Origin of the sequence: Capnocytophaga sp. oral taxon 335 str. F0486 (assembly GCF_000277665.1) — a bacterium.
In the GTDB taxonomy this organism is placed as follows: domain Bacteria; phylum Bacteroidota; class Bacteroidia; order Flavobacteriales; family Flavobacteriaceae; genus Capnocytophaga; species Capnocytophaga ochracea.
Window position 1 is genome coordinate 5001 of the sequence record NZ_AKFR01000001.1, and the last position, 24468, is coordinate 29468.

20 protein-coding genes, 1 rRNA gene and 1 pseudogene are annotated in these 24468 nt (G+C 40.7%); 6 read left to right on the plus strand and 16 right to left on the minus strand.

Annotated elements, in window-relative coordinates; genetic code table 11:
* Positions 1-112 precede the first annotated feature (112 nt).
* The 5 genes from rrf to HMPREF1320_RS00045 all read left to right on the plus strand — a co-directional run bounded on the left by rrf (position 113) and on the right by HMPREF1320_RS00045 (position 4985).
* Positions 113-223 (plus strand): 5S ribosomal RNA (gene rrf / locus HMPREF1320_RS00025).
* Positions 224-410: 187 nt separating this feature from the next.
* A complete protein-coding gene (locus HMPREF1320_RS00030) occupies positions 411-2885 on the plus strand; it encodes a polysaccharide biosynthesis/export family protein (protein ID WP_034553648.1) in 2475 nt (824 codons plus the stop codon).
* Between the two features lie 2 nt (positions 2886-2887).
* Positions 2888-3955 carry a Wzz/FepE/Etk N-terminal domain-containing protein gene (locus HMPREF1320_RS00035; protein WP_009416981.1) on the plus strand — a complete coding sequence of 356 codons (1068 nt, stop codon included), beginning with the start codon at positions 2888-2890 and terminating at the stop codon, positions 3953-3955.
* Positions 3955-4587, plus strand: a complete 633-nt coding sequence (locus tag HMPREF1320_RS00040) for an HAD family hydrolase (RefSeq protein WP_009751422.1) — start codon at positions 3955-3957, stop codon at positions 4585-4587. The genes HMPREF1320_RS00035 and HMPREF1320_RS00040 overlap by 1 nt, the downstream gene beginning before the upstream one ends.
* A complete protein-coding gene (locus HMPREF1320_RS00045; protein WP_034553652.1) occupies positions 4584-4985 on the plus strand; it encodes a hypothetical protein in 402 nt (133 codons plus the stop codon). Before HMPREF1320_RS00040 ends, HMPREF1320_RS00045 begins: the two co-directional genes overlap by 4 nt.
* A 51-nt stretch (positions 4986-5036) precedes the next feature.
* Here HMPREF1320_RS00045 and HMPREF1320_RS00050 read toward each other — a convergent pair whose 3' ends face one another.
* The 10 genes from HMPREF1320_RS00050 to HMPREF1320_RS00095 all read right to left on the minus strand — a co-directional run bounded on the left by HMPREF1320_RS00050 (position 5037) and on the right by HMPREF1320_RS00095 (position 17220).
* Entirely contained in the window at positions 5037-6305 is a 1269-nt protein-coding gene (locus HMPREF1320_RS00050) for a DUF2851 family protein (protein ID WP_009416990.1), read from the minus strand.
* 81 nt (positions 6306-6386) lie between these two features.
* Positions 6387-6962 carry a phosphatase PAP2 family protein gene (locus HMPREF1320_RS00055; RefSeq protein ID WP_009416992.1) on the minus strand — a complete coding sequence of 192 codons (576 nt, stop codon included), beginning with the start codon at positions 6960-6962 and terminating at the stop codon, positions 6387-6389.
* Positions 6962-8740, minus strand: a complete 1779-nt coding sequence (locus HMPREF1320_RS00060) for a DEAD/DEAH box helicase (protein WP_009416984.1) — start codon at positions 8738-8740, stop codon at positions 6962-6964. The genes HMPREF1320_RS00055 and HMPREF1320_RS00060 overlap by 1 nt, the downstream gene beginning before the upstream one ends.
* 192 nt (positions 8741-8932) lie before the next feature.
* The gene (locus HMPREF1320_RS00065; protein ID WP_009416991.1) at positions 8933-9475 is read right to left on the minus strand and encodes a DUF3592 domain-containing protein; all 543 of its coding nucleotides are present in this window, start codon (positions 9473-9475) and stop codon (positions 8933-8935) included.
* A gap of 12 nt (positions 9476-9487) precedes the next feature.
* On the minus strand, positions 9488-12850 hold the full coding sequence (secA, locus tag HMPREF1320_RS00070) for a preprotein translocase subunit SecA (RefSeq protein ID WP_009416983.1): 3363 nt from the start codon (positions 12848-12850) through the stop codon (positions 9488-9490).
* A gap of 230 nt (positions 12851-13080) precedes the next feature.
* Positions 13081-13302 (minus strand): DUF2795 domain-containing protein, encoded by a 222-nt coding sequence (locus tag HMPREF1320_RS00075; RefSeq protein ID WP_002673751.1) that lies wholly within the window; start codon positions 13300-13302, stop codon positions 13081-13083.
* 107 nt (positions 13303-13409) lie between these two features.
* Positions 13410-13766 carry a hypothetical protein gene (locus HMPREF1320_RS00080; protein WP_232207512.1) on the minus strand — a complete coding sequence of 119 codons (357 nt, stop codon included), beginning with the start codon at positions 13764-13766 and terminating at the stop codon, positions 13410-13412.
* Between the two features lie 143 nt (positions 13767-13909).
* On the minus strand, positions 13910-15154 hold the full coding sequence (locus HMPREF1320_RS00085; RefSeq protein ID WP_034553656.1) for an efflux RND transporter periplasmic adaptor subunit: 1245 nt from the start codon (positions 15152-15154) through the stop codon (positions 13910-13912).
* A gap of 636 nt (positions 15155-15790) precedes the next feature.
* Positions 15791-16768 (minus strand): glycosyltransferase family 2 protein, encoded by a 978-nt coding sequence (locus tag HMPREF1320_RS00090; protein WP_009416993.1) that lies wholly within the window; start codon positions 16766-16768, stop codon positions 15791-15793.
* Positions 16765-17220: a type I restriction enzyme HsdR N-terminal domain-containing protein gene (locus tag HMPREF1320_RS00095; RefSeq protein WP_009751421.1), complete on the minus strand. Its 456-nt coding sequence runs from the start codon at positions 17218-17220 to the stop codon at positions 16765-16767. Before HMPREF1320_RS00095 ends, HMPREF1320_RS00090 begins: the two co-directional genes overlap by 4 nt.
* Positions 17221-17256: 36 nt before the next feature.
* Between HMPREF1320_RS00095 and holA the strand changes: the two genes are divergently transcribed.
* A complete protein-coding gene (holA, locus tag HMPREF1320_RS00100) occupies positions 17257-18273 on the plus strand; it encodes a DNA polymerase III subunit delta (protein WP_009751420.1) in 1017 nt (338 codons plus the stop codon).
* A 121-nt stretch (positions 18274-18394) separates the two neighbouring features.
* Here the strand turns inward: holA and HMPREF1320_RS00105 are convergent, their stop codons facing one another.
* The 6 genes and pseudogenes from HMPREF1320_RS00105 to HMPREF1320_RS00130 form a co-directional block, all read right to left on the minus strand.
* Positions 18395-19405, minus strand: a complete 1011-nt coding sequence (locus HMPREF1320_RS00105) for a 3-oxoacyl-ACP synthase III family protein (RefSeq protein WP_009416994.1) — start codon at positions 19403-19405, stop codon at positions 18395-18397.
* 19 nt (positions 19406-19424) lie between these two features.
* Complete coding sequence (locus HMPREF1320_RS00110; protein ID WP_009416980.1) at positions 19425-20387, minus strand: type I phosphomannose isomerase catalytic subunit; 963 nt, start codon at positions 20385-20387, stop codon at positions 19425-19427.
* Between the two features lie 80 nt (positions 20388-20467).
* Positions 20468-21292: an alpha/beta hydrolase gene (locus tag HMPREF1320_RS00115; protein ID WP_009416987.1), complete on the minus strand. Its 825-nt coding sequence runs from the start codon at positions 21290-21292 to the stop codon at positions 20468-20470.
* 51 nt (positions 21293-21343) lie between these two features.
* A pseudogene (locus HMPREF1320_RS00120) lies at positions 21344-22065 on the minus strand (nitroreductase family protein).
* A 448-nt stretch (positions 22066-22513) separates the two neighbouring features.
* Positions 22514-23635, minus strand: coding sequence for a molecular chaperone DnaJ (gene dnaJ, locus HMPREF1320_RS00125; RefSeq protein WP_002673730.1), 1122 nt, complete (start codon positions 23633-23635; stop codon positions 22514-22516).
* Positions 23636-23645: 10 nt separating this feature from the next.
* Positions 23646-24206, minus strand: a complete 561-nt coding sequence (locus HMPREF1320_RS00130) for a nucleotide exchange factor GrpE (protein ID WP_009416985.1) — start codon at positions 24204-24206, stop codon at positions 23646-23648.
* Between the last annotated feature and the right edge of the window lie 262 nt (positions 24207-24468).

Sequence of the window (24468 nt, forward strand, 5' to 3'; positions counted from 1 at the left end):
TTTTATCCCTATATGTTAAAAATATGATTAGGAATAGGTATTTTAGGATAAGATACAAAAGGAGTCTAAGAGCTCTTATCTTTTTACCTCTTACCTCTTACCTAAAACGATTTAAGGTGGTTATAGTCAAAGGTCTCACCTCTTACCATTCCGAACAGAGCAGTTAAACCTTTTAGCGCAGATGGTACTACACTTGTTGTGGGAGAGTATGTCGCCGCCTTCTTATAAAGAGCAATTCTGATAAAGAATTGCTCTTTTTTTATTGTTTGAAGTTGTGGGACTGCTTGGGAAGGGGAAGGACGAGTTGGAGGGAGAGTAGGAGAATTAATAGAAGTGGACTAAAAAAACAATATCTTGATTGCTAATTGCTAATAGTTTTGTATCTTTGCCCCAAAATCAATTATGCAATAATGTTGAAGATTAAATTACTTATTATATACTTACTTTTAGTTATCTCTCAAGCAGTAGCACAGGTGACCTCTCCTAATGCTACCTATAACAATGTGGATATCACTACTGTGAATGTGGATAACTTGAGTGATGCACAGATTAAAAATTATTGGGATCGCGCTCAAGCACAAGGTTATTCATTAGACCAATTCGTTGCTTTGGCTCGCAGTCGTGGTATGCAAGAAACGCAAGTAATGAAGCTCAAGCAGCGCATTATGCAACTCAGCACTTCTTCTGATATTAAAAACAAACTTAAAGAAAACACAAAAACAGGTAGACGCCCGGCTGAAGGTGATGATATTTTTGGTTATACCGGCAAAGAAAATAAAGATTCTATCACTACTAAACAGAAAAAGGATTCTATATTTGGAATGAGTTTCTTCAAGAATCCTAAAATATCTTTTACTCCTAATCTCAATATGGCAACTCCCGACAACTATCAAGTAGGTCCGGGTGATGAACTACTCGTGGAAGTTTGGGGGGCGACAGAAGGTTCTTTTAAGCAAAAAGTAGATGCTGAGGGGAATATATTCCTAAATGGTATCGGGCGTATTCACGTGGGAGGGCTTTCGTTCAGTGAGGTGAAGGCTAAGATTAATTCACAGCTCAAGCGCATTTATTCTGGTATTTCGGCTCCTGAGGGTAGTTATGCGAAAATTTATACAGGGGTAACCATCAGTCAGGTGCGTACAGTAAAGGTGAATATCATAGGAGAGGTAACAGTTCCTGGGACTTATTCGCTTAGTTCGCTTTCAACAGTGCTTAACGCATTATATGCTTGTGGAGGCCCTTCGGAAAGCGGTTCGTTTAGGGAAATAAACATCTTTCGTGGAGGTAAAAAAGTTGCTACTTTTGACGTGTATAATTTCTTAATAAATGGTTCAGAAAAAGGCAATATAGGTCTTAAAGACCAAGATGTGATTATTGTACCACCATATAAAAACCGCGTATGGGTGGACGGGAAAGTAAAACGACGTGGTTTTTATGAAACTTTAGACAATGAGACGCTAGCGAACCTCATCACCTTCTTTGGAGGTTTTACCTCTGATGCTTTTACCAATACTTTGGTGTTGGAGCGCATTAAAGATGCTAAACGAGAAGTAAAAGAGATTCTTTTTGCTGATATTTTAAAAGTAAAAATGCAAAATGGTGACCGCCTAAATGTACACGCTATTACTGATGAGTACCATAATAGGCTCAGTATAGGCGGAGCGGTATATCAGCCTGGGGTATACGAGTTTAGAGAGGGAATGACGGCTTACGACTTACTCAACAGAGCTAACGGTGTGAGAAAAGATGCTTCCTTGAATAGAGGTCTTATCTTCCGCACTGAAAACCGCGTGGATTACCAAACACTTAGTTTTTCGGTAAAAGACCTCATAGAAAAGAAAAATGATATTCCGCTAAAAGATAATGATAGTATTCATATTTTTTACAGAGATTCTCTTCAGTACAAACGCTTTGTAAAGGTAGAAGGAGCTGTAAATAAGCCAAAAGAATTACCTTTTATGGAGAATATGACAGTGGAAGATGTGATATCATTGGCAGGAGGTTTGGCTAATGGTGCAGACCCTTCGATGATTGAGGTATTTAGAGAAACTAACGATGGTAATTTTCAGAAACTAAGTCAAGCCTTTAAAGTATCGTCTAACCATCAGTTAGAGCCCCAAGGAGAACGACTTACCTTGCAACCTAACGATGTAGTATCGGTACGTTATATCAAAGGATTTACTCCTATGCAAACTGTAACGGTAATGGGAGAAGTGCTCTACCCAGGTGTTTATAGTATTCAATCTAAAGACGAACGTGTTTCGGATTTATTAGAGCGTGTGGGCGGTTTTACTCCCTTTGCCTATAAAGAAGGACTTACGCTTGTGAGAAAGAAGACAGATGAAGGAGATATTCAACAAGAAGATTTCTTAAAAGAACTCATTGAGATTGAGAACGACACGAGCAGTAGCACTTCGAATAAAACACTGAGAAGAGTAGCTAAAAAAAGCAATGAGTATCGCATAGGGCTTGATGTAAAAAAGATATTAAACCGAAAACACAGCAAATATGACCTCTTGCTCAATGACGGAGATATGTTATTAGTCCCTTCAGAAAAACAAACTGTGGAAATTAGAGGAGAAGTATTAGCGCCTTCATTAGTGCGTTATGAAAAAGGAGCTTCTATACATCAGTATGTCAGTAGTGCAGGAGGTTTTGCCAGCAGGGCGAAGAGGAGTGCTATTTATGTGATGTATGCCAATGGAGATATAAAGGCAACACGCACCTCTCTATTCTTTAAAAACTACCCAAAAATAGAGCCTGGGGCTATTATTATAGTACCTTCAAAACCCGAAAAACAACGTCTTACAACCGGAGAAACGGTGGGTATCATTTCGGCTATTACTACTATGGGGGTGTTAATTTACAGTGCTTTTAAAAAATAACTATGGAAAATAATCATCACAATACGATAAGAGAAGAAGATGAAATAGATTTGCTACAGCTTATTAATAAGCTTTGGAGAGCTAAGAAATCAATCGCTGTATTTACGTTGATATTTATGGTTATAGGGGTATTAGTAGCCTTATTTTCGGCTAAAGAATATACCGCTACCACTATTATGGTACCGCAAGCAACTGATAGCAAATCGACAGGAGGATTGGGAGGACTTGCTGCTATGGCAGGGATTAATTTAGGAGGGAACAATGCAGATGCTATTCCACTTACTACCTACTCCAAGATTATTGAAAGTGTTCCGTTTAAAAAGAAATTAGCACAGACGAAGCTTACATTTTCAGATATTCCTAATCCAATTACCTATGAGCAATATTGTAAAAGCTATGCGAAACCGAGCATTTGGAGCAGTGTGATGAGTATTTTCCGTTCAAATCCTTCTGAACCGTCTATTAAGATACAAGACACCACTCATATTACGAGTATTAGTAGAGAGGAGAGAGCTATCCTTAATAGTATCGATAATAATATTAAGTTGAATTTAAATGAAAAAGAGGGTTATATTACGCTATCGTATGCAATGCCCGAAGCACTTCCTGCGGCACAAATGTTGCAAAGTGCGCAACAGTTATTGCAAGAAACAGTAACTGAGTTTAAATTGCAAAAAGCAAAAGAGGAGTTCGACTTTGTACAACAACGTTTTATCGAAGCTGAAAAAGATTTTAAGGCAAAGCAATACGCTGTGGCAGGTTTCCAAGACCGCAATCGTGACCTTTTTAGCAACTTGCCTCAAACGCGTTTGCAACAACTGCAAGCTGAGTATAACTTAGCTTTTAATGTATATACTGAATTAGCTAAGCAACTTGAAACCAAACGTATTAAGATGAAGGAAGACCAACCAATATTTACCATTATTGAGCCTGTGAGTGTACCTAACGAACGTTCTAAACCTAAACGAATGATGATTATTGCTATTTGGACGTTTGTAGGACTCATTATAGGAATAGGTAATGTTTTTCTAAAAGACTTTAGACAACAACTCAAATCTAATAACGACTAATGACTAACGACTATATTATCTTTGATATGGACGGGGTGCTATTAGACAGTGAACCAATGCACCAAGAGATTATTTATGAGACTTTTCAGTTGAAAGGTATTCCGTTTGACAAGGCGTATATACAAACTCTCACAGGTATGTCGGCTTTTCCGATGTGGGAAAAGGTAAAACGCGATGCCCAGCGAACAGAAAGTGTAGAGGAGCTAATGCAGTTTCACCGTGATTACTTTTTCAAACGATTACCCGAAATGAAAGTACCTTTAGTACCTCACGTAAAAGAAGTGTTAGAGAAATTCAAAAATGAAGGAAAACACTTATCATTAGCTTCTTCATCTGGACGCAAACTTATCGATATTTTTACTCAGCAAACAAATATAACACACTATTTTGAAGTAATAATGAGTGGCGATGATGTGCAATACAGCAAACCTAATCCAGAGATATTCCTAAAGGTAGCCCAATGGTATCACTTGCCAGCAACACAATTTACAGTGATAGAGGACAGTACCAATGGCGTAAAAGCAGCCAAAAGTGCTAATATGCAGTGTGTGGGCTTCCAGAATCCCCTTTCAGGCGGACAAGATTTAAGTCAAGCCGACCTACTTATCCATTCAATGCAAGAATTGTTATGACAAACAGTAACATACAACTCATAGAATGTGTAACGATAGCCAATGAGGATTATTTACAATCTTTATTGGCTGTTGGTTTTTATGGTCTTGCCCTCAAAGCCAGCCTCCTCTCCTTAACCAAAGATTTAGATTTTTCAAATACCCAAACTAAAATTTTGCTCTTAGACGACGAACTGCCTGCTATTGCAAAACAAGGCATTACTATTAGCAGTTTAGCTACTACCTACCAAGCTGGCGCTACGTGTTTTTATAGTGCTATCAAAGGTTATGGTGGCTATCTTCCTACTGAAAAACTCCTCACCTTCTTTCAAACGCAACATCTCCCTACGGGTATGAACCTACTCGCTTTTGAGAGTGCTTATAACGAAGCGCTACATCAGATAATAGGTAACAGGTAACAAGTAAAGCTAGGTATGTGAGTAAGTTTAATAGCTTTTATCAAAGTTTTTTTATTTTCTCCCTAGAATCGAAATCCCTATAGCACAATCTAAACAGCGTTTGGATTGACAATAGTGTTTGTACTGTTGTAGAAGCACTTGGGTATCAAAAGCAGTAGCAACAGAGACTCCTAATTGTTGGTATTGGGCGATAATACTGTTGCTCTCGGCTGTCATTGTTTTGAGTTCTTCGATGAGAGATTCGCTCACGTCCTTGCCTAAACTTTGGTAATAGGCATATTTGAGTGGAATGAATACATTTATCCAAATAAGTGTGATGAGACTCGTACTGATAGGCTTTTTTACTTTTTTAGAAGTCTTGGTAAAGGTATAGTGGGTTTCCCAAAATTCGGAGACTCCTACGGCAAAGAGTTTTTCGATACTTTTGAAATCATTCACTTCAAGAATTTGGGAAAACAAACCTTCATTTAGTTCGTATAGCTGTGCGAGTTGCGAGAGCCGGATAGTAGGAAAACCTTGCGGACGCAAACCGGTGAAGTGTATTTTTACTACGGGTGCAGAGAGGTTGTATTTCTGTTGTAGGTAGTGATAATTTTGTAAGAGTTCACGAGGGTAGGTGAGTTCAGTTTCTTCGGGGAGTAAGCCTGCTTGCCCCAGTAGTAGTGCTTCTAAATGTAAGGGGTGTGAACGCTCTTTGCGAATAATACTAAAATCGAGATGTTTGCCCAATTGCAGGAAGGCTTCGCCGTTTACAGTGCCTCCAAAAGACTTGAGGAGCATACAAAAAAGTACTTTCTCCCAATCGAAATTAGCAGCTTTCCACAACTCGTTTACCGCAGTGGCTTTTTCTTCTAAACGTTCCACTAACAGACGTTCATTCCACGAAAGCAAAGTAATAGCAGGCACAGTGGTATATTCCTTTTCACAAGGAATAAACTGGTAGTGTGAGGCTACAGTTGTATTGTATCGCTCTAAGAGTTCGGGGGAGATAAGACCTCGAAGTTCTAAAGTAGGAATAGGCTGGTTGTTAGCATCGAATACTTCTATATCGTGTTCCCAAACTACGTGCAGAATCACATTGCGATAAGCGGGATCACTCTCGTGACCGTGCACATACCAATGCGATGATTTGAGATGCATTTCTACATTACCTGCCCATTGCTGCTCACCTATAAGCAGTTGGGCACTTTGGAAATCGGGACCTGAAAGAGAATTATACTCACCAAATGAGAGAATTTGCAAGCGCTCTCCCGTAGTAAGTACAGCGTTGAGAGGTACTTTTTTGTATTTCCATAGGTAGTGTAAGAGATCTTCTTTCATTTTGATTAGGTAAGAGATAAGAGGTAAGAAGTAAGAAATAGTACTAGTTTATTTAATTAGTAAAGGTTGTAACAATGCAAATTATTCTCGAGTTGGGATTTTTAATCTTTTTTCTGTGTATAGAAAAAGAAAATAATAAAGGGTAGCTAAGAGTGTACCGAAAATCCAACCTACCAATACATCACCTGGGAAATGTACGCCTAAATAAATACGGCTATAACTCACAATAATTGACCAGCAGAGCAGTAGGGTGACGATATATCGGGCGTTTTTCCTAAGCAAGTAACTAAAAAATACGGCTATTGCCATTGTATTGGCGGCGTGTGCTGAAAAGAACCCATACTTACCACCACAAATCACCATTCGCATTTGTCCGATAAGACTCTCATCGTGACAAGGGCGCAAGCGATGGAATCCGTATTTGAAAACGTTCGCCAGTTGGTCGGTAGTGGTGATGAGAAGGGCGATGAATACCAAGATGAGCAACACTCTTTTCCAATAGAAATACTTGAAACACAAGTATAACAAGAAAGCATAGAGGGGGATAGACGAGAGTTCATTAGTGATTACTAACCAAAGACTGTCGGCTTCGGGTGTCCCCCAACTATTGAGGGAACAGAGCAGTTGTTTATCTGTTTCTATAAGGTATTCTAACATTATTTACGTTTTTTCTTCTTTTTAAAAGCCTGTTGGAGGGCTTCAGCAGTCTTTTGTTTGCGACTTTCTCTTTGTCCTTTTTTGCGACTTCTACCCTCATCGTTGCCGTGTCTTCTACCCTCATCGTTGCCGTGTCTTCTACCGTCATCATTTCCGCGTTTGCGTCCGCCACGGTCTCTACCAGCTCCTTTGGTAGAGAGTTCTACATTGATGAAGCGACCGTCCATTTGGAAGTCGGTAAAGGTGCTCATCACCAAATCGGAGAGGTCGGCATCGGTATTGAAGAAAGAGAAACTGTTCTTTACATCTACTTTGAAAACATCATCACGACCTAAATTAAGGGTTGCTTTGAGGAAATCTTTGAGAGATTTCCAGTCGTAGCCATCGCGCTCACCTATGTTGATGAAATAGCGCACTTCATCGCTACTTCCCCCACTGCGGCTTTCGCGCTCGTTCTCTACCGATAAGTTTTCAGCATTTTTATAATAATTGAAGAAACGCGTAAACTCTACTGAGAATATTTTTTTGATGAGCTCTTCACGATTTACTTCTTGCAGTTCTTTATAGATAGCTGGCAAATAATCGTCGATGGCAGGGTTTACTTCTGTATTTTTGAGGTTGTTAGCCAAGTGATAGAGCTGTATCTCGCAGATTTCCATACCCGACGGCAATTGTTTCTGCTCAAAAGGTTGCCCTATCATCTTTTCGATAGTTTTTATTTTCTTCACCTCACTTTTTGGTAAAATTACCATCGAAATTCCCGATTTACCGGCACGACCTGTACGCCCACTGCGGTGGTTGTAGGTTTCTATTTCGTCGGGCAATTGGTAGTGAATTACGTGAGTGATATCGTCTACATCGATACCGCGGGCAGCGACATCGGTAGCGACGAGCATTTGTATTTGGCGTGCACGGAAAGATTTCATCACCAAATCACGTTGATTCTGACTCAAATCGCCGTGAAGGGCAGCAGCATTGTAGCCGTCTTCAATGAGTTTTTCGGCTACAGCCTGTGTATCGCGTTTGGTACGGCAAAACACTACTGAGAAGATATCGGGATTAGCATCGGCGAGGCGTTTTAGGGCTTGGTATCTATGGCGACCGCTCACTATATAGTACTCGTGTTGCACGGTGTTAGTAGCCTGATTGCGAGTTCCTACTGTTATTTCGATAGGCTTACGCATAAACTTGCGCGCTATCTTAGCCACCTCGTTAGGCATAGTAGCCGAAAAGAGCCAAGTACTTTTTTCTTGAGGGGTATGCGATAGAATTGCGGTAATATCTTCATAGAAGCCCATATTGAGCATTTCGTCGGCTTCGTCGAGCACACAATAATTGATATGACTGATATCTACGAAGTTACGGCGTATCATATCTTGCATACGCCCAGGAGTAGCTACGATAATTTGTGCGCCTTTTTTGAGGCTACGCGCTTGTTCCTCAATACTTGCGCCGCCATATACCGCCACTACGTTCACCTTAGGGAGGTACTTAGCATAATTGCGGAGTTCAGAAGCGATTTGCAAGCAGAGTTCGCGTGTAGGCGAAAGGATAAGACCTTGAGTTACACGGCTATCAGTATCAATCAATTGGAGGAGAGGGAAGCCAAAAGCGGCTGTTTTACCAGTACCTGTTTGGGCTAAAGCTACCATATCAGCACCATTTGCCAAAAGAGTAGGAATGGCTTTTTGCTGAATTTCAGAAGGAGTTTCAAAGCCCATATCGCTGATGGCTTTGAGGATAGGTTCATCAAGACCTAATTGTTCAAATAAATTCATTAATACAATTTGTAAATTAGCAAATTTGCCAATTTGCTAATGTATTCTAAAGCGCAAAGGTACAACAATATTTTCAATTGACAATTGATAATTGACAATTAAGAAGAAAAAACTTTGCCAAAGGTGCGAGCCACACGGACAGGAAACTTTGGCAAAGTATGATATAATAAATAATTTATATTGTGTTTCTGCTTATTTTTTTATAAAAAAGGAAACAATCAAGAAAATTATTGCAATGGACATTATTGCGAATCCTGCTATGCGAAACCCCTTATAAAAAAACGTTTTATCTTTATCGTCTACTATCTGGTGTTCACTGGGAGTTTCGGGCAAATAAGCTACTGTAATACTCTCGCCTGCTCGATAATTGGTTTGACGGCTACCACTATGAGCCCCAAAATAGGTTACACAAAAAGTATGAGCCGAATTAGCATATTTCAAGTTTATAGGGGCGTTTGAGTTCAGAACAAGAGGTTTTACAATATAAGTATTTTCTCCTACAGTATACTTATAGACTACATAAGTCCTATTATTAAAACCAATACCTCCTACACCTTGAGTGCCTGATTTGACAATTTCTAACACCTCTCCTTGTGCTTTCCCTTGATATAGTTTTTTGTTCTTTTCGGTAATTCTTTTGTTAATCTCAGCAGTGACCAAGAATACAAGCGCAAACAGAAAGAATATGCCAGAGCTTAGCAACATTCCTATTTGGTTGTTCATTTGGTTGTCCATTACCTTAGTGATTTATTTATTGGATACTAATATCCACTCTCCGCTGTTTATTAGGGGGTCAGCTTGTTTGAACTTGAGTTCTTTGCGTTCACCGGTGCGGATGTTTTGGATTACTACCTTATCGTTACGACCAATTTTAGGTTGTTCGCGTACGATGGTTTCTACTACCGAACGGCGCTGTGAGGCTTGTTGCCCTACTTCACGGGCGCGTTGCGCCATTTCATCGCTGTTGAGGGCTTCTTCCTTATTGGTTTGGTAGTGCTCACGGGTGCGTTGTGGCGCGTGGGCTTCCTGTACGGGTGGATTTTGAGTAGGCAATTCGGCTTTGAACAAGAAAGAAATAATCTCTTTGTTTACCTTATCGACCATAGCTTTGAACAACTGATAAGCTTCAAACTTATAGATGAGTAGTGGGTCTTTCTGTTCGTGTACCGCTAATTGCACTGATTGTTTGAGTTCGTCCATACGGCGGAGGTGCGTTTTCCACTCTTCGTCGATGATGCCAAGCGTAATATTCTTCTCGAAATCGCTTACGAGTTTCTTACCTTGGGTTTCGTACGCCTCTTTGAGGTCGGTTACGATGTTGAGCATCTTTTCGCCATCGGTGAAAGGTACGACGATGCGCTCGTAAGTATTATTAGGATTTTCGTATACCTCTTTAATCACTGGGAAGGCTTGAGCGGCACTGCGTTCAGCTTTTTCCTGATAGTGTTTGAGCGCTTCGTGATACAAGGTAAAAGTAAGGTCGTTTGGCGATTGTTTAGCAAATTCGGCTTCTGAAATTTGTGTTTTCAGTGAGAAATATTTGATGAGCTCGAAAGTGAAATTCTTGTAGTTATTTCCACCTTTGTTGTTTTCTACTATATTCTCGCAAGTATCAAATATCATATTTGCCAAATCCACTTTTAGGCGTTCACCTTCAAGAGCGTGGCGACGGCGTTTATAAATTTGCTTGCGTTGTGCGTTCATCACGTCGTCGTACTCCAACAGACGTTTACGCATACCGAAGTTGTTTTCTTCTACCTTTTTCTGAGCTGCCTCGATGCGTTTGGTCATCATAGAGTGCTGAATTACATCGCCTTCTTTATGACCTAAGCTGTCCATTAGTCGGGCAATACGTTCAGAACCGAAGAGGCGCATTAGGTTATCTTCGAGAGAAACGAAGAAGAGTGAGCTACCAGGGTCACCTTGACGACCAGAACGACCGCGCAACTGACGATCGACACGGCGAGAGTCGTGGCGTTCGGTACCTATAATTGCCAGACCTCCTGCAGCTTTTACTTCGGGGGTTAACTTGATGTCGGTACCACGTCCTGCCATATTGGTTGCGATGGTTACCACACCACTATGTCCGGCTTCGGCTACGATTTCAGCTTCTTTTTTATGTAATTTAGCGTTCAACACATTGTGTTTTACCTTGCGCATTGTAAGCATACGGCTGAGGAGTTCTGAAACTTCCACAGAAGTAGTACCTATCAACACAGGACGACCAGCTTCCGATAGTTTTACTACCTCATCGATTACGGCGTTGTATTTCTCGCGTTTGGTTTTATAGATAAGGTCGTTGTGGTCTTTACGAGCGATAGGACGGTTCGTAGGGATTTCCATTACATCGAGTTTATAGATTTCCCAGAACTCACCCGCTTCGGTGATAGCAGTACCCGTCATACCCGCTAACTTGCTATACATACGGAAGTAGTTTTGCAAGGTAATAGTCGCGTAGGTTTGGGTAGCAGCCTCAATTTTCACATTCTCTTTAGCTTCAATCGCTTGGTGCAAACCATCGGAATAACGACGACCGTCCATAATACGACCTGTTTGTTCATCGACGATGAGCACTTTGTTATCAATTACTACATACTCTATATCTTTTTCAAAGAGAGTGTAGGCTTTGAGCAATTGGTTAAGGGTGTGAATGCGTTCGCTTTTTACGCTAAAATCTTGGAATAATTTATCTTTTAGTTTAGCTTCTTCTTCAATAGGAAGACCTTGGTTCTCGATATTAGCAATTTCTACCCCAATATCAGGTAAAACAAAGAAATCTTTATCACCATCGTAGGCAATATCAGCAAACCCTTTATCGGTAAGCTCGATTTGGTTGTTTTTCTCATCAATCACGAAGTACAATTCGGCATCTACCTTTGGCATTTCGCGATTGTTATCCTGCATATAGTAATTTTCAGTTTTTTGGAGCAGTTGTTTTACCCCTTCTTCGCTGAGGAACTTGATGAGTGCTTTGTTTTTAGGCAAACCGCGATACACGCGCAAGAGTTGGAATCCCCCTTCTTTGGTATCCCCTTCGGCAATGAGTTTGCGGGCATCGGCTAATACTTTGGTGAGGTAAGTACGCTGTTTGTTTACCAAATTTTCAACTAAAGGTTTCAGTTCGTTGAACTCGTGCAATTCGCCTTTAGGGGTAGGACCTGAGATGATGAGCGGTGTACGAGCATCGTCTATCAATACAGAGTCGACCTCATCGACAATGGCATAGTTGTGAGCGCGTTGCACCAAATCTTCGGGAGTGTGCGCCATATTGTCGCGGAGGTAGTCGAAACCAAATTCGTTGTTAGTTCCGTAGGTAATATCGGCATTGTAGGCACGGCGACGTGCTTCGGAGTTAGGTTGGTGATTGTCGATACAATCCACACGCAAACCGTGGAACTCAAATAAAGGTCCCATCCAGGCACTATCTCGGCGTGCCAAATAGTCGTTCACGGTTACCAGGTGCACTCCATTCCCCGTTAGGGCATTGAGGTAGACTGGCAAGGTAGCCACAAGGGTTTTACCTTCCCCTGTTTGCATTTCGGCAATCTTACCTTGGTGAAGGGCAATACCTCCAATGAGCTGTACATCGTAGTGTACCATATCCCAAGTAACATCTTTACCAGCGGCGTCCCAGTGGTTTTTCCACACGGCTTTATCACCCTCAATCGTCACATAGTCGTGGGTAGCCGATAGTTCGCGGTCGTGTTCGGTAGCGGTAACGGTAATTGTTTCGTTATCAGCAAAACGACGGGTAGTTTCCTTCATTGTTGCGAAGGCTTCGGGAAGAATTTCGTTTAATACTTTTTCGGAGACTTGATAGGCTTCGCCGTTGAGTTTATCTATTTCGGTATAGAGGTCTTCTTTAGCGTCGATATCGTCAGTAGCATTTGCTTGGGCTTCGAGTTCGGCTATTTTAGTATCGAACTCAGCACGAGCGTCTTTTATTCTTTGTTTGAACTCAATAGTTTTTGCACGCAACTCATCATTAGAGATATTTTCTAACTGAGAGGCGTAAGTTTTTATTTTTTCAACGATAGGTTGGATTGCTTTTAGGTCGTTTTTGGCTTTATCGCCAACGAAAATTTTAATAAGGGAATTGATAATGCTCATTATAATGATTAATGATTAATGATTAATTTTTAACTTTGCCAAAGGTCATAGCACGAGTCGTAGCACGACAAGCAATTTAGAACCTTGACAAAGGTCATACTGTAAGTTTGTCAATAAATATACCAAAAGGCGAGAACTGACAATTTGTCACTATATTGATTTGCTAATCTGCTACTTTGCTGATTTGCAAATTAAAAAAAGTCTCCTCAGAGAGACTTTTTATTTTTGTTTTAATATTCATCTTCATTCCATAGGTAATCTTCCTCCGACGGGTAATCAGGCCAGATTTCGTCGATAGATTCATACATATCCCCTTCGTCTTCTATTTCTTGAAGGTTTTCCACCACTTCCATAGGAGCGCCTGTACGGATAGCATAATCGATAAGCTCGTCTTTAGTAGCAGGCCAAGGAGCATCACTTAAATAAGATGCAAGTTCTAACGTCCAATACATAAACTAATAGAATTTTATAAATTTCGCGCAAAAGTAATACTTTTTATTTATTATACAAAATAATTTGCTAATTTGTCACGGCGTGTATAGCCTTTCTTCATTTTGTGCTACTCACAAAATATCAGAGCAGGTTCTTTCAGATATACATTTAGCACTACCGAATCTTTCTCTTTCATCTTTATATTATTTATATACACACCTTTATATCCTGAAAAAGTAGTGACTTGCACATCGTATTTTCTATTAGGAAGAAGATAAAAATTAGCTTCTTTATAATTTGAAATAATAGGCAGTCCATTAATATGTAAATACAAATTACTAGTTGACAAAGAGCCGTCTCCTTCAAAAATTTTAATATTTAAAATACTTTTAACCGACGCCCTTTTACTTTTATAATAAGACAATGAGTAATCATCGCCTTTCTTGCCAATTTTCTCTTGATAAGGATCTATTTGCCTTTTCATAGAATTGCAACTACTAAGAAATATTAGAAGACTAATTACAAAGATTGTTAGGATTTGCTTCACGTTCATATTTTGCTATTTTAAATATTTCTTCTTTCTCTTCGTCAGATAGTTTTTGATATTCTTCTGTTCCTTCTAATTTACTAATTTGCTAATTTGTTAACTTTTTCATTATTCTTAAGAGTCTTAGATATCACATTATAAGGTCCTGTGATAATCTCTTCATCTTTAGCTACACCTGAAAGGATTTCGATATTCACATTGTCTTGAATGCCAGTAGTTACCGCACGGAGTTCGGCTTTACCGTCTTTGAGCACAAACACCGCTTCCTGCTTTTTGTCGGCTTCTTCCTTAGGGGTTTTAGGGTCGATTTCAGATTTCTTTTTTACAATAATGGCACTGATAGGTACCGCGACTGCGTCTTTTTTGGTTTGGGTGATAATATCTACCGTTGCGGTCATACCTGGACGGAAGGGCGAATAGCCAACAGGTTTGCTTTCTGAGAGGTCTTTATACGATGCTTCTTCGATGTGTATCTTGACTTTGAAGTTCGTTACTTGGTCTGCACTGGTGGTGGTATTGGCGGTATTGGCGATATTGGTAACGGTACCTTTGAACACGCGTTTTAGGTAAGCATCTACTTCGACATTCACTGAGTCGCCTACACTTATTTTTACGATATCGTTCTCATTTACATCTACTTCCACTTCCATATTATGAAGATTTGCCACACGCATAATCTCGGTACCCGTCATTTGCATTGTACCTACTACGCGCTCGCCTAACTCTACGCTGAGCTTAGAAATAGTGCCATCGGTAGGTGAATAAATAATTGTTTTTTTGAGGTTGTCTTGGGCTTCGGAAACACTTGCCATTGCACTCTGTACATTAAAACGAGCTGACTCGCGAGAGGCTTTGGCTACCTCGTAGGCTGAAACAGCTTTATCCCAATCGGATTTTGAGATTACGCCCTTATCGAACAAGACTTTGTTGCGCTTATAACTCTCTTCGGCTTCTTTGAGGGTAGCGCTGGACTGTTGTAAGCTGGCGCGTACGGTTTCTAAACTTGCAGCACTACGCTTTACTACCGATTGGTAAATATCGGGGTTGATGCGCACCAAAAGGTCGCCTTTTTTTACCATTTGCCCTTCTTTTACAGGGAGTTCTATAATTTCGCCTGATACTTCTGACGATATCTTGATTTCTAATTCGGGTTGTATTTTTCCTGTAGCCGACACTTTTTGGATGATTGTTGTAGGAATTACTTTTTGAGTTTCGACGTTTATGGCAGAATTTTCTTCGCCAAACCAACCTGCTTTTTTACCAATAATCAAAATGATAATTAGCAATATAACGGCTAAAATAATGAGAACGGTTTTTCTTTTCATAATAGTGAAGTTGTTTTCAGGTGCAAAAGTATAAAACAATTAGTAAATTAGCAAATTTGAAAATGAGAAAATGAGAGAATGAGAGAATTAGAAAATGAGAGAATTAGAAAATGAGAGAATTAACAGATTAGAAAATGGGGTAAATGCCAATAATACCACCAAGGGGAATGGACGGGTCGGATAGGTCAGAGGAGGGGTTGTAGTATTCGGAAAGAAACGGAGAAATTCAAAAGAAGGTTAAGAGGAGTTTTGATGAAAAAAGGCTGTGAGGAGGGTGGGGTTAGCTTATAGAGAGCTTATAGGAAGCTTATACGAATCTTGGACGATTGGTATAGAAAGGGTATATAAGTAGTTGATTTATATTGTGATACAACAACGCTAAAAATGCCAAAAACGGGGTTTCGAGGCGAAAGAAAAGGAATCCTCACCCCAATCACATACTCTCCTATTCGGAGACTTCTCCCAAGGAGAGGGAGAATGTAGTGACCGAAAAGGGGGAGTGTAGTGACGGAAAGGGGAATAGAATTAGCAAATTAGAAAATGAGAAAATGGGGTGGTGTTCGGGTCTTAGGAAATAGTCACTAGGGGGGAAGTGTGACAGAAAAGAGAATTGTTATATATCAAGCAGACATCTATTTATCTGTTGCCTACAACAAAGTGTTCCCACACAATGGATTTCTTTTGGTAATAATCAGTGATAAGCTGAGAAGGACGCTTCTTTTTAAAGAAGTGAAATCTTTTATAGAAATGAAGATGTGCCTTCACAATCGCCCACAAAAAGCACGGTTTGCCCTGCAAAAGGAAACGCACTCCTGCAATACCGTCCAACACCATACGGAGGAAGAGCGTAGTGTAAAGGCTTTTGGAAGGGAGGTTTTTCAGTAACATAAAAAGGCTGTTGCGAAAGTTGAGGTAGGTTTTCTTAGGGTTGGTAGCTGTGAGTGTTGCCCCTCCCACGTGATAGACGGTACTCTCGGCGCAATACACTACCTGCTTGCCGAGGTGATGTACCCGCCAACACAAGTCGACTTCTTCTTGATGTGCGAAGAAATCTTCGTCGAAGCCACCTAATAGGTGGAATATTTCTGCGCGAATAAAAAAGCACGCCCCCGATGCCCAAAAGATAGGGGAGGGGGATGGGGTGTTGTACTGACCTTTATCTTCTTCTACGCACTCAAATACTCTCCCTCTGCAATACGGAAACCCGTACTTGTCGATAAAGCCCCCAGCTGCTCCTGCGTACTCGAAATAAGAGGGGCGTTTTTCATCTTTTATCTTGGGTTGTACTACGGCAATACGTTCGTCTTCAAAAGTGCGTAAGATGGGAGTGAGCCAGCCTTCGGTTACTCGTACATCGGAGTTGAGCAGACAGAAGACATCGGCATCAATGTGTTGTAAAGCGCGGTTGTAGCCCCCTGCATACCCACTATTAGTAGGGTTTTCTAGGATAGTTACTTCGGGGAAGTGTGAGCGTAGAAAAGCGACGGAATCGTCGGTGGAAGCATTGTCAATCACATAGATTTGCCCTTCGGCAGCATATTGTACTACCGAGGGGAGGAATTGTTGCAACAGTGTTTTGCCGTTCCAGTTGAGTATTACGATGGCGAGAGTCATAGAGTGAGGTTGTTATAATGAGGAAGGTCTGTTAAGAATATATATTTGTATTGGTTATAGTCCATTTGGCAATAATAATGAGTAATGCCGTTAGTGACCATTAGGTATTGGGCATTGAGGCTGAGGTTATAGCGTGCAATCTGGTCGAATGTTTGTTGGGTGATAGTCACGTTAGGCGCTTTGCATTCCACTACCAAGAGCACTACTCCTTTTTTGGAATAGACAACCACGTCGTAACGCTTAGCGAGTCCGTTTACAGAGAGCTTTTTCTCGACATTGATAAGCGATTTTGGATAACCTTTTTCTTCTATGAGGAAATGTACTACGTGTTGGCGCACCCATTCTTCGGGTTGTAGTACCACGTACTTGCGACGAATAAGGTCGAATATCCACAACTTATCGTCAACTTTTTTCAGGCGAAAAGAGTAGTTTTTGAAATTTAGAGCTTCCATACTGCAAAAGTAGAATATTTTTTGTATTTTTGCACTATGAATGAAGTAAAAACTATTGTAGCTAACATAAAAAAAGGAATTATAGCCCCTATCTACTTCCTGATGGGGGAAGAACCTTATTTCATAGATATTGTCTCTGATTACATTGAAGACCACGTATTACAAGAAGACCAAAAGGGATTTGACCAAATAGTGCTCTATGGTCAAGACGTGAGTGTGCCGGCTATTATCGACTATGCACGTCGGTTCCCGATGATGAGCGACCATCAAGTGATTATCGTAAAAGAGGCGCAAAACCTCAAAAGCACTATCGACCAACTCGTACCTTATGTAGAAAACCCTACGCCTACGACCGTATTGGTGTTCTGTTACAAATACGAGAAGTTAGACGCTCGCAAGAAATTGTTGAAAACCTTGCAAAAGAATAAGGATTGCGTGCTCTTGGAAAGCAAAAAGCTCTACGAGAATCAGATAGCTACGTGGTTACCTGATGTGTTGAAGAAGAAACATCTCAGCATTCAGTCTAAAGCGATACAGATGTTAGTAGATTTCTTGGGTACCGACCTGAGTAGGATACAAAACGAGATAAACAAATTGGCGCTCATCGTCCCTGAAAATACAGAAGTAACGCCTGATATTATAGAGAAGAACATAGGGATTAGCAAGGAGTTTAATAATTATGAACTCAAGAGTGCTATTGCTGTAAACGACAGTTATAAGGTAACACGTATTTTGAAACACTTCGCCGATAATCCTAAGGATAATCCTTTGGTGATGACACTTACGGTGCTTTACGGTTATTTCCAACAGCTCTTAGGCTTTCACGGTCTCACCGACCAAAGTGAAAAGAATGTAATGGCGACCCTAAAAGTACCTATCTTTGGTATCAAAGACCTTCGTTCAGGCGCTCAACATTACCCAATGAAGCGCGTAAGCGCCATCATAGCTAACTTGCGCGAAATAGACCTAAAAAGCAAAGGATTAGGTGCTACTAATAACCTCACAGAAGCTGACCTCCGCAAAGAACTTATTATAATGCTTAGTACTCAATGATAAATCGTTACTGTGGCGTACACCAGTAATTTGTACATATAAAAAAGGCTGTCGAACAAACTTATCTGTTCAACAGCCTTTTTATTCTATGTCACACTGTGACTGCCTGCCACGCTATAGTCTACCAACGGATGATAGCACTTGCCCAAGTAAAGCCACTACCAAAGGCAGCAAGTACTACGAGATCTCCGTCCTTGATTTTGCCTTGTTGAACTGCTTCGGTAAGGGCGATAGGTATAGAAGCTGCGGTAGTGTTACCGTACTTCATTATATTGTTGAATATTTGTTCATCGGTGAGTTTGAATTGGTGTTGTACAAACTGTGAGATACGCAAATTAGCTTGGTGAGGAATCAACATATTAATATCTTTGTGAGAAAGACCATTGCTTTTCAATCCCTCTTCTATCACTTCCGCAAAGCGAACCACAGCATTTTTAAATACAAACTGACCATTCATATTAGGGTAATAACTCACATCATCAGGGTCGTTTTCTGCCAATAATTCGGTTACCCATTTGGTGCCTACCCCTGGGGTAATCATTGCTAATTGTTCGGCGTGTTCACCTTGACTGTGCAAGTGAGTAGAGAGAATACTGCGTTCGGGGTCATCGGAGCGAGAAACGATAGCAGCACCTGCTCCATCGCCAAAGAGCACTGCCATATTGCGACCGCGAGTGGTCATATCCAGTGCGGGCGATTGGGTTTCAGCACCTATCACAAGGATATTTTTGTACATACCCGTTTTGATATACTGGTCGGCTACTGAAAGGGCATAGATAAAGCCCGAACATTGGTTGCGAATATCGAGAGCTCCCACAGTAGGCAAACCCAATTCTTTTTGTACCAATACCCCACAACCTGGGAAAAAGAAGTCGGGACTGAGGGTTGCAAATACAATAAAGTCGATTTCTTCTTTATTGATTTTAGCGGCTTCAATAGCTTTCAAACTTGCTTTTACACCCATTGAGGTAGTAGTGTCAGAACCTCTTAGTGCGTGACGACGTTGCTGAATACCGGTGCGCTCTTGAATCCATTCATCGCTGGTATCCATTAGCTTGGATAAGTCGTCGTTAGTAACTACGTTTTCAGGGACATAAAATCCTAATCCCTTAATTCTTGAACGATATAACATATTTTTAGTTTTTAGTTATCTAAATATATACTTCTAACAAATCCATTCCTTTGGTTTTTACCTCTAATTTGTGACAAGAAGCAGGAAAAAGCACTGTTTCACCTTGCTTGATAGGTAATTCGGTAGTACCATCACCTATTATACCTTCGCCTTTTACGCACATATAGATATGGAAAGAATCGTCTTGTGAAAGTTGTTTTTCATAGCCTGCGGTAAGCGGTAGCAAATTGGTAATAAAATAAGGACAATTCACCACTTTGTTTACCGTGTTAGTGTCTTTGGTATAAGCCACTTTAAAGTCGTCTTTCTTCTCGTAGTCGATTGCATCGAGAGCGAGTTCAGTGTGAAGTTCTCGCAAGTTGCCATTTTTATCGCGACGGTTAAAGTCGTACACGCGGTAGGTGATATCACTAGTTTGTTGTATTTCAGCAATGATAATTCCCTTACCTATGGCGTGTACTTTGCCCGTGTTGATGAAGAAAGTATCGCCATCTTTTACTTTTTCGTAGTTGAGAATATCGGTGAGTGTATCACTATTGAGGTGCTGTTGATACTCCTCTTTGGTTACTGTTTTGTTGAAGCCTACAATCAGTTCAGCTCCTGCATCGGCATGAAGCACATACCACATTTCGGTTTTACCAAAAGAGTTGTGGCGTTCTCTTGCCAATTTATCATTAGGGTGCACTTGTATAGAGAGGTCTTCACGTGCATCTATAAACTTAATAAGGATAGGAAAATCACGACCAAAACGCTGGTGTACGTGTTTGCCTAATAGTTCATTAGGGTACAAATCAATGAGTTCTTGCAGACTTTTACCTTCAAGAGCTCCATTGGCTACTACTGAGATGTCGCCAGGTACGCCTGATACTTCCCAACTTTCGCCTGTAATATCGCTTTCAATAGGTTTGTTGAATAATGTTTTTAGTTTAGTGCCTCCCCAAAGGCGTTCTTTGAGGATAGGTTTAAATTTTATTGGATACATTTTTATTAAGGTTGTTAGTTAAAGTGCAAAAATACAAATATTTTTTTAATTAGCCAATCAGTTGTTAGCACATTTACTAATCATTTTAAGTTTTTCAGCATAAATTGTGTCATCATCTCTGCTGCTTGCGCTTCTTTCGACGTAAACAAATGGTCTCCCTTTTCAATGAGACTTACTTTACAATGTTTATAGAAATAAGGCAGATTTTCACTGTAAGTATAAGAGAGCATTCTATCGCCCGTACCGTGAATTACCAATACATTGCCTTTATATGCTCTCGCTTTCTGAATGAGTTTACACCGTTGTGCTGAGAGGATATAGTCCTTCCCCACAGTTACCTTCCCTCCAAAAAAGGAAAGCTCCTCAGGTACATTCAATGGGTCGAAAGTGGCATCGAATAGTACCCCTTGTGATAGTATGTCGTGAATTGTAGAAGCAGGTGCTAATAAGCCTAATGCTTTAACGTTTTTCTTTCCTAATTCTGCACTTAAAAGCATCGCTATAGCCCCTCCTTGCGAGTGTCCTATCAAGCCTATCTTACCTACGAAAGGGAGTCTTTTAGTAAATGCCATTATGCGCCGTGCATCTTCTAACTCATTATCTAACGACATTTTCTTAAAATCTCCTTCACTTTCGCCGTGTGCGTTAAAGTCAAAGCGTACTGAAGCAATACCGTGTGTTGCTAAGCTATCTGCCAAAGTAGCATATAGCTTTTTGTCTTTATTGCTAGTCAGTCCGTGGAAGATAATCACAGTAGGGATTTTCTGAGACTTTTTCACAGTATCAGGAGTGGTAACCACTCCGCGAAGTGTTCCTACAGCTCCCTGAATAGTTACAGGTTCAGTTTTGGCATTTACCAAGTTAATAGTAACTAAAAAAGTAAAAATTATGTTCCTAAGTTTCATATATTTGAATTATTAAACAGTTATTAGTATCTAATCATTATTCATTAACCATTAATCATTATGTCTGTACATTTCCTCAAACGGCAATCTAAACCTTTCGCCCCAGATACCGCGCTGTTCACGAAGCCACAAGTAATCACCATATTCACTTCTGCTCCGCAAGGCAAGTGTAATAACTTCTTAATGCGTCTGCTATCGTAACCCTCTAACGGACACGTATCGTAACCCTCCTCTGCCATTGCTAGCATAAAGGTCTGTGCTACGAGTCCACAGCTTTTGTGTACACTTACGCGAATATCGCCTTCCGAGAGCTGTTGCATCATAGGTCGAAACCAACTGGTAACCACCCCAAATGCTTTGCGGAAGAGCCCTAGTAGCCCAAAAAATCTACTATACACAAAAGGCATCAGCTTACTGTAATACGCCTCTTTATCTTTAATGCGTTTGGCTTGCCTTTCGGGCGGACTGTTGCGCTGTACATTACCACGCTCAAACTCCAAGATAGTACGAGCGTGAGCGCGGTGTTTGTCCTGACGAGTAACGAATACCACCATTTGTTGTGCCGTGGTAGCCGTACGCTGGTCGAGGCAGGCGTGTGCTAATTTCTCTAACAAAGCCTTATCAGTGATGTGGTAGAGCTCGTACAACTGCATATTAGAGCTGGTAGGTGCCAGTGTGGCGAGTTTAAGACATTCGCGCACCTTCTCCTCACTTATGGGTGTAGGCGCATAATAACGCACCGCTCTCCTAAAGTTCAATATATCTTTTAACATAGTTCGTTAGTTTTTAGTCATCGTAAGGGCAAAAGACAATTCGCTCACATATAATTAGTTCGCCAAAGACAAACCCTTCTGAATCGTTCACCTTGCCCGATTTGACTCTATTACTAAAATACAAAAGTACAACTTTTCCTCAATATAAATAATAGTAATATTTCTTCCATATCATTTCACATACATACTATCTATTACTGTCTTTGCCTTTTCTCTTTTACCTCTTTTCCTCAACTTCTCCGATTTTCTCCGAAAGTACGCGACTAAACGCCTCCCCATTTCACTAGGCACAGCCTCATTCCTCTAACTTAGGCTCGCACCCCTTTTTCTAATTCTCTCATCTTCTAATTTGCTAATTAATCTGTCCCTGTGGTTTCCACCTTTTACCTAACAAAAAAGAGACCACCTTCTTGGCAGTCTCTCTTTGTTTATTAAGTAAAATAATAACCTATGAAAACATTTCTTTTACTTTCTCAAAAAACGATTTCTCGTTCTTGTCGGGTTTAGGAGCGAAGTTCTCGTCTTCTTGCATTTCCTTAAAGAAGGCTTTTTGCTTGTCAGTGAGCTTTTTAGGCGTCCATACATTCACGTGAATGATAAGGTCACCGGCACCACGTCCTTGCAAGTTAGGTACACCTTTACCACGCAAGCGCAATATTTTTCCTGACTGTATTCCCTCGTCTAGTTTAATGCGCACCTTTCCTGTAACCGTTTCAATCTCTTTAGAAGCACCTAAAACTGCTTCAGGAAAACTAATATAAAGGTCGTAATGCAAGTTGTCGCCTTCGCGTTTTAAGGTTTCGTGTTCTTGTTCTTCAATGAGCACAAGCAAATCACCCGCTACACCATTCTTCGTAGGTGCTTCATTACCCTTGTTGTTTATCTTTAACTGAATACCATCTATCACTCCTGCGGGAATTGTGATAGGGATAGTCTCTTCTATGGTTTTTAATCCTTGCGAATCGCTGTCAGCACCACGTTTGTCAATCACTTCGCCCGAGCCTCCACAAGCAGTACAAGTAGTAGCCGTTTGCATTACGCCTAACATCGTATTCATTTGGCGTACTACCTGTCCACGTCCGTGACAAGTAGGGCAAGTTTTATAGGTAGTATCTTCAGCTTTTACCTTACGGCGTACTTTTACTTTCTTCTCAGTGCCTTTTACGATATCTTCAAGCGTAACTTTCACCCGTATACGCAAGTTTTCTCCTTTTACGTACACTTGTTGCTGACCGCTTCCTCCTCCGAAACCACTAAAACCACTGAAGCCCGAGAAATGTCCACCAAAAATATCTCCAAACTGACTGAATATATCGTCCATCGAGAAGCCTCCGCCTCCCATACCTCCTTCAAAGGCAGCGTGACCAAAGCGGTCGTACTGGGCGCGTTTATTATCATCGCTGAGCACTTCATAGGCTTCGGCAGCCAATTTAAAGTTCTCTTCAGCTTGTTTGTCACCAGGGTTCTTGTCTGGGTGATATTTCAAGGCTTGCTTCCGATATGCTTTTTTTATTTCAGCAGCGGTAGCCGTTCTCTGTACTTCTAATATTTCGTAGTAATCTTTCTTCATTCCTTCCTCCTTATTGTGCTACTACTACTTTGGGGAAACGTATTACTTTATCGCCTAATTTGTAGCCTGTTTGCACAACATCTACAATTTTGCCTTTGTCTTCAGGAGTAGGAGCAGGAATTTGGGTAACTGCATCGTGATGTTCACTGTCAAAAGTGTCGTTAGGGGCAACTTCTATTTTCTCTAATCCTTTTGATTTAAGAGTGTTTATTAGTTTATTATAGATGAGTTCCACCCCTTTAAGAGTATGTTCATCAGCCGATTTAGCCAATTCTACCAAAGCACGGTCAAAATCGTCTATTATAGGTAACAAGGCTGACAAAATGTCTTGTCCAGCAGTTTTAAAGAGCTCTGCACGTTCCTTCGCAGTGCGCTTCTTATAGTTTTCGAACTCAGCAAACAAACGCAAAAACTTGTCCTTCTCTTTCGCAAGAAGGTCTTCTGAAGTTTCTTTAACGGGCTCTTCGGGCTCTTCAACAGAAGTAGGTTCTTCAACTTCTTCCGAAGGAGTGTTATCAGTTGCCTCTTGTTCAAGTTCTAAGTCATCGTTTTTAATATCTTCGGTAATCATAATGATTCATTTTTAGTTTATTTCGTTAGTAGGTAGCAAATAATTTGCCAAAGGCTAAAAAGGTGACAATTTGACAGAAGACCCCCAATGAGCCTCTCCTCATTCCCCCTTTGAAGGTAGCTAGCGACAGCTGAGTATGTGTCCCGCGAGAGTGGAGTATGTGTAAAGAAAAACATTTTCACCACATTACCTTCGACTTTTCCGTCCCAACATTCCCCCTTTGGAGGTAGCCAGCGACAGCTGGGTATGTGTAAAGGGGGAG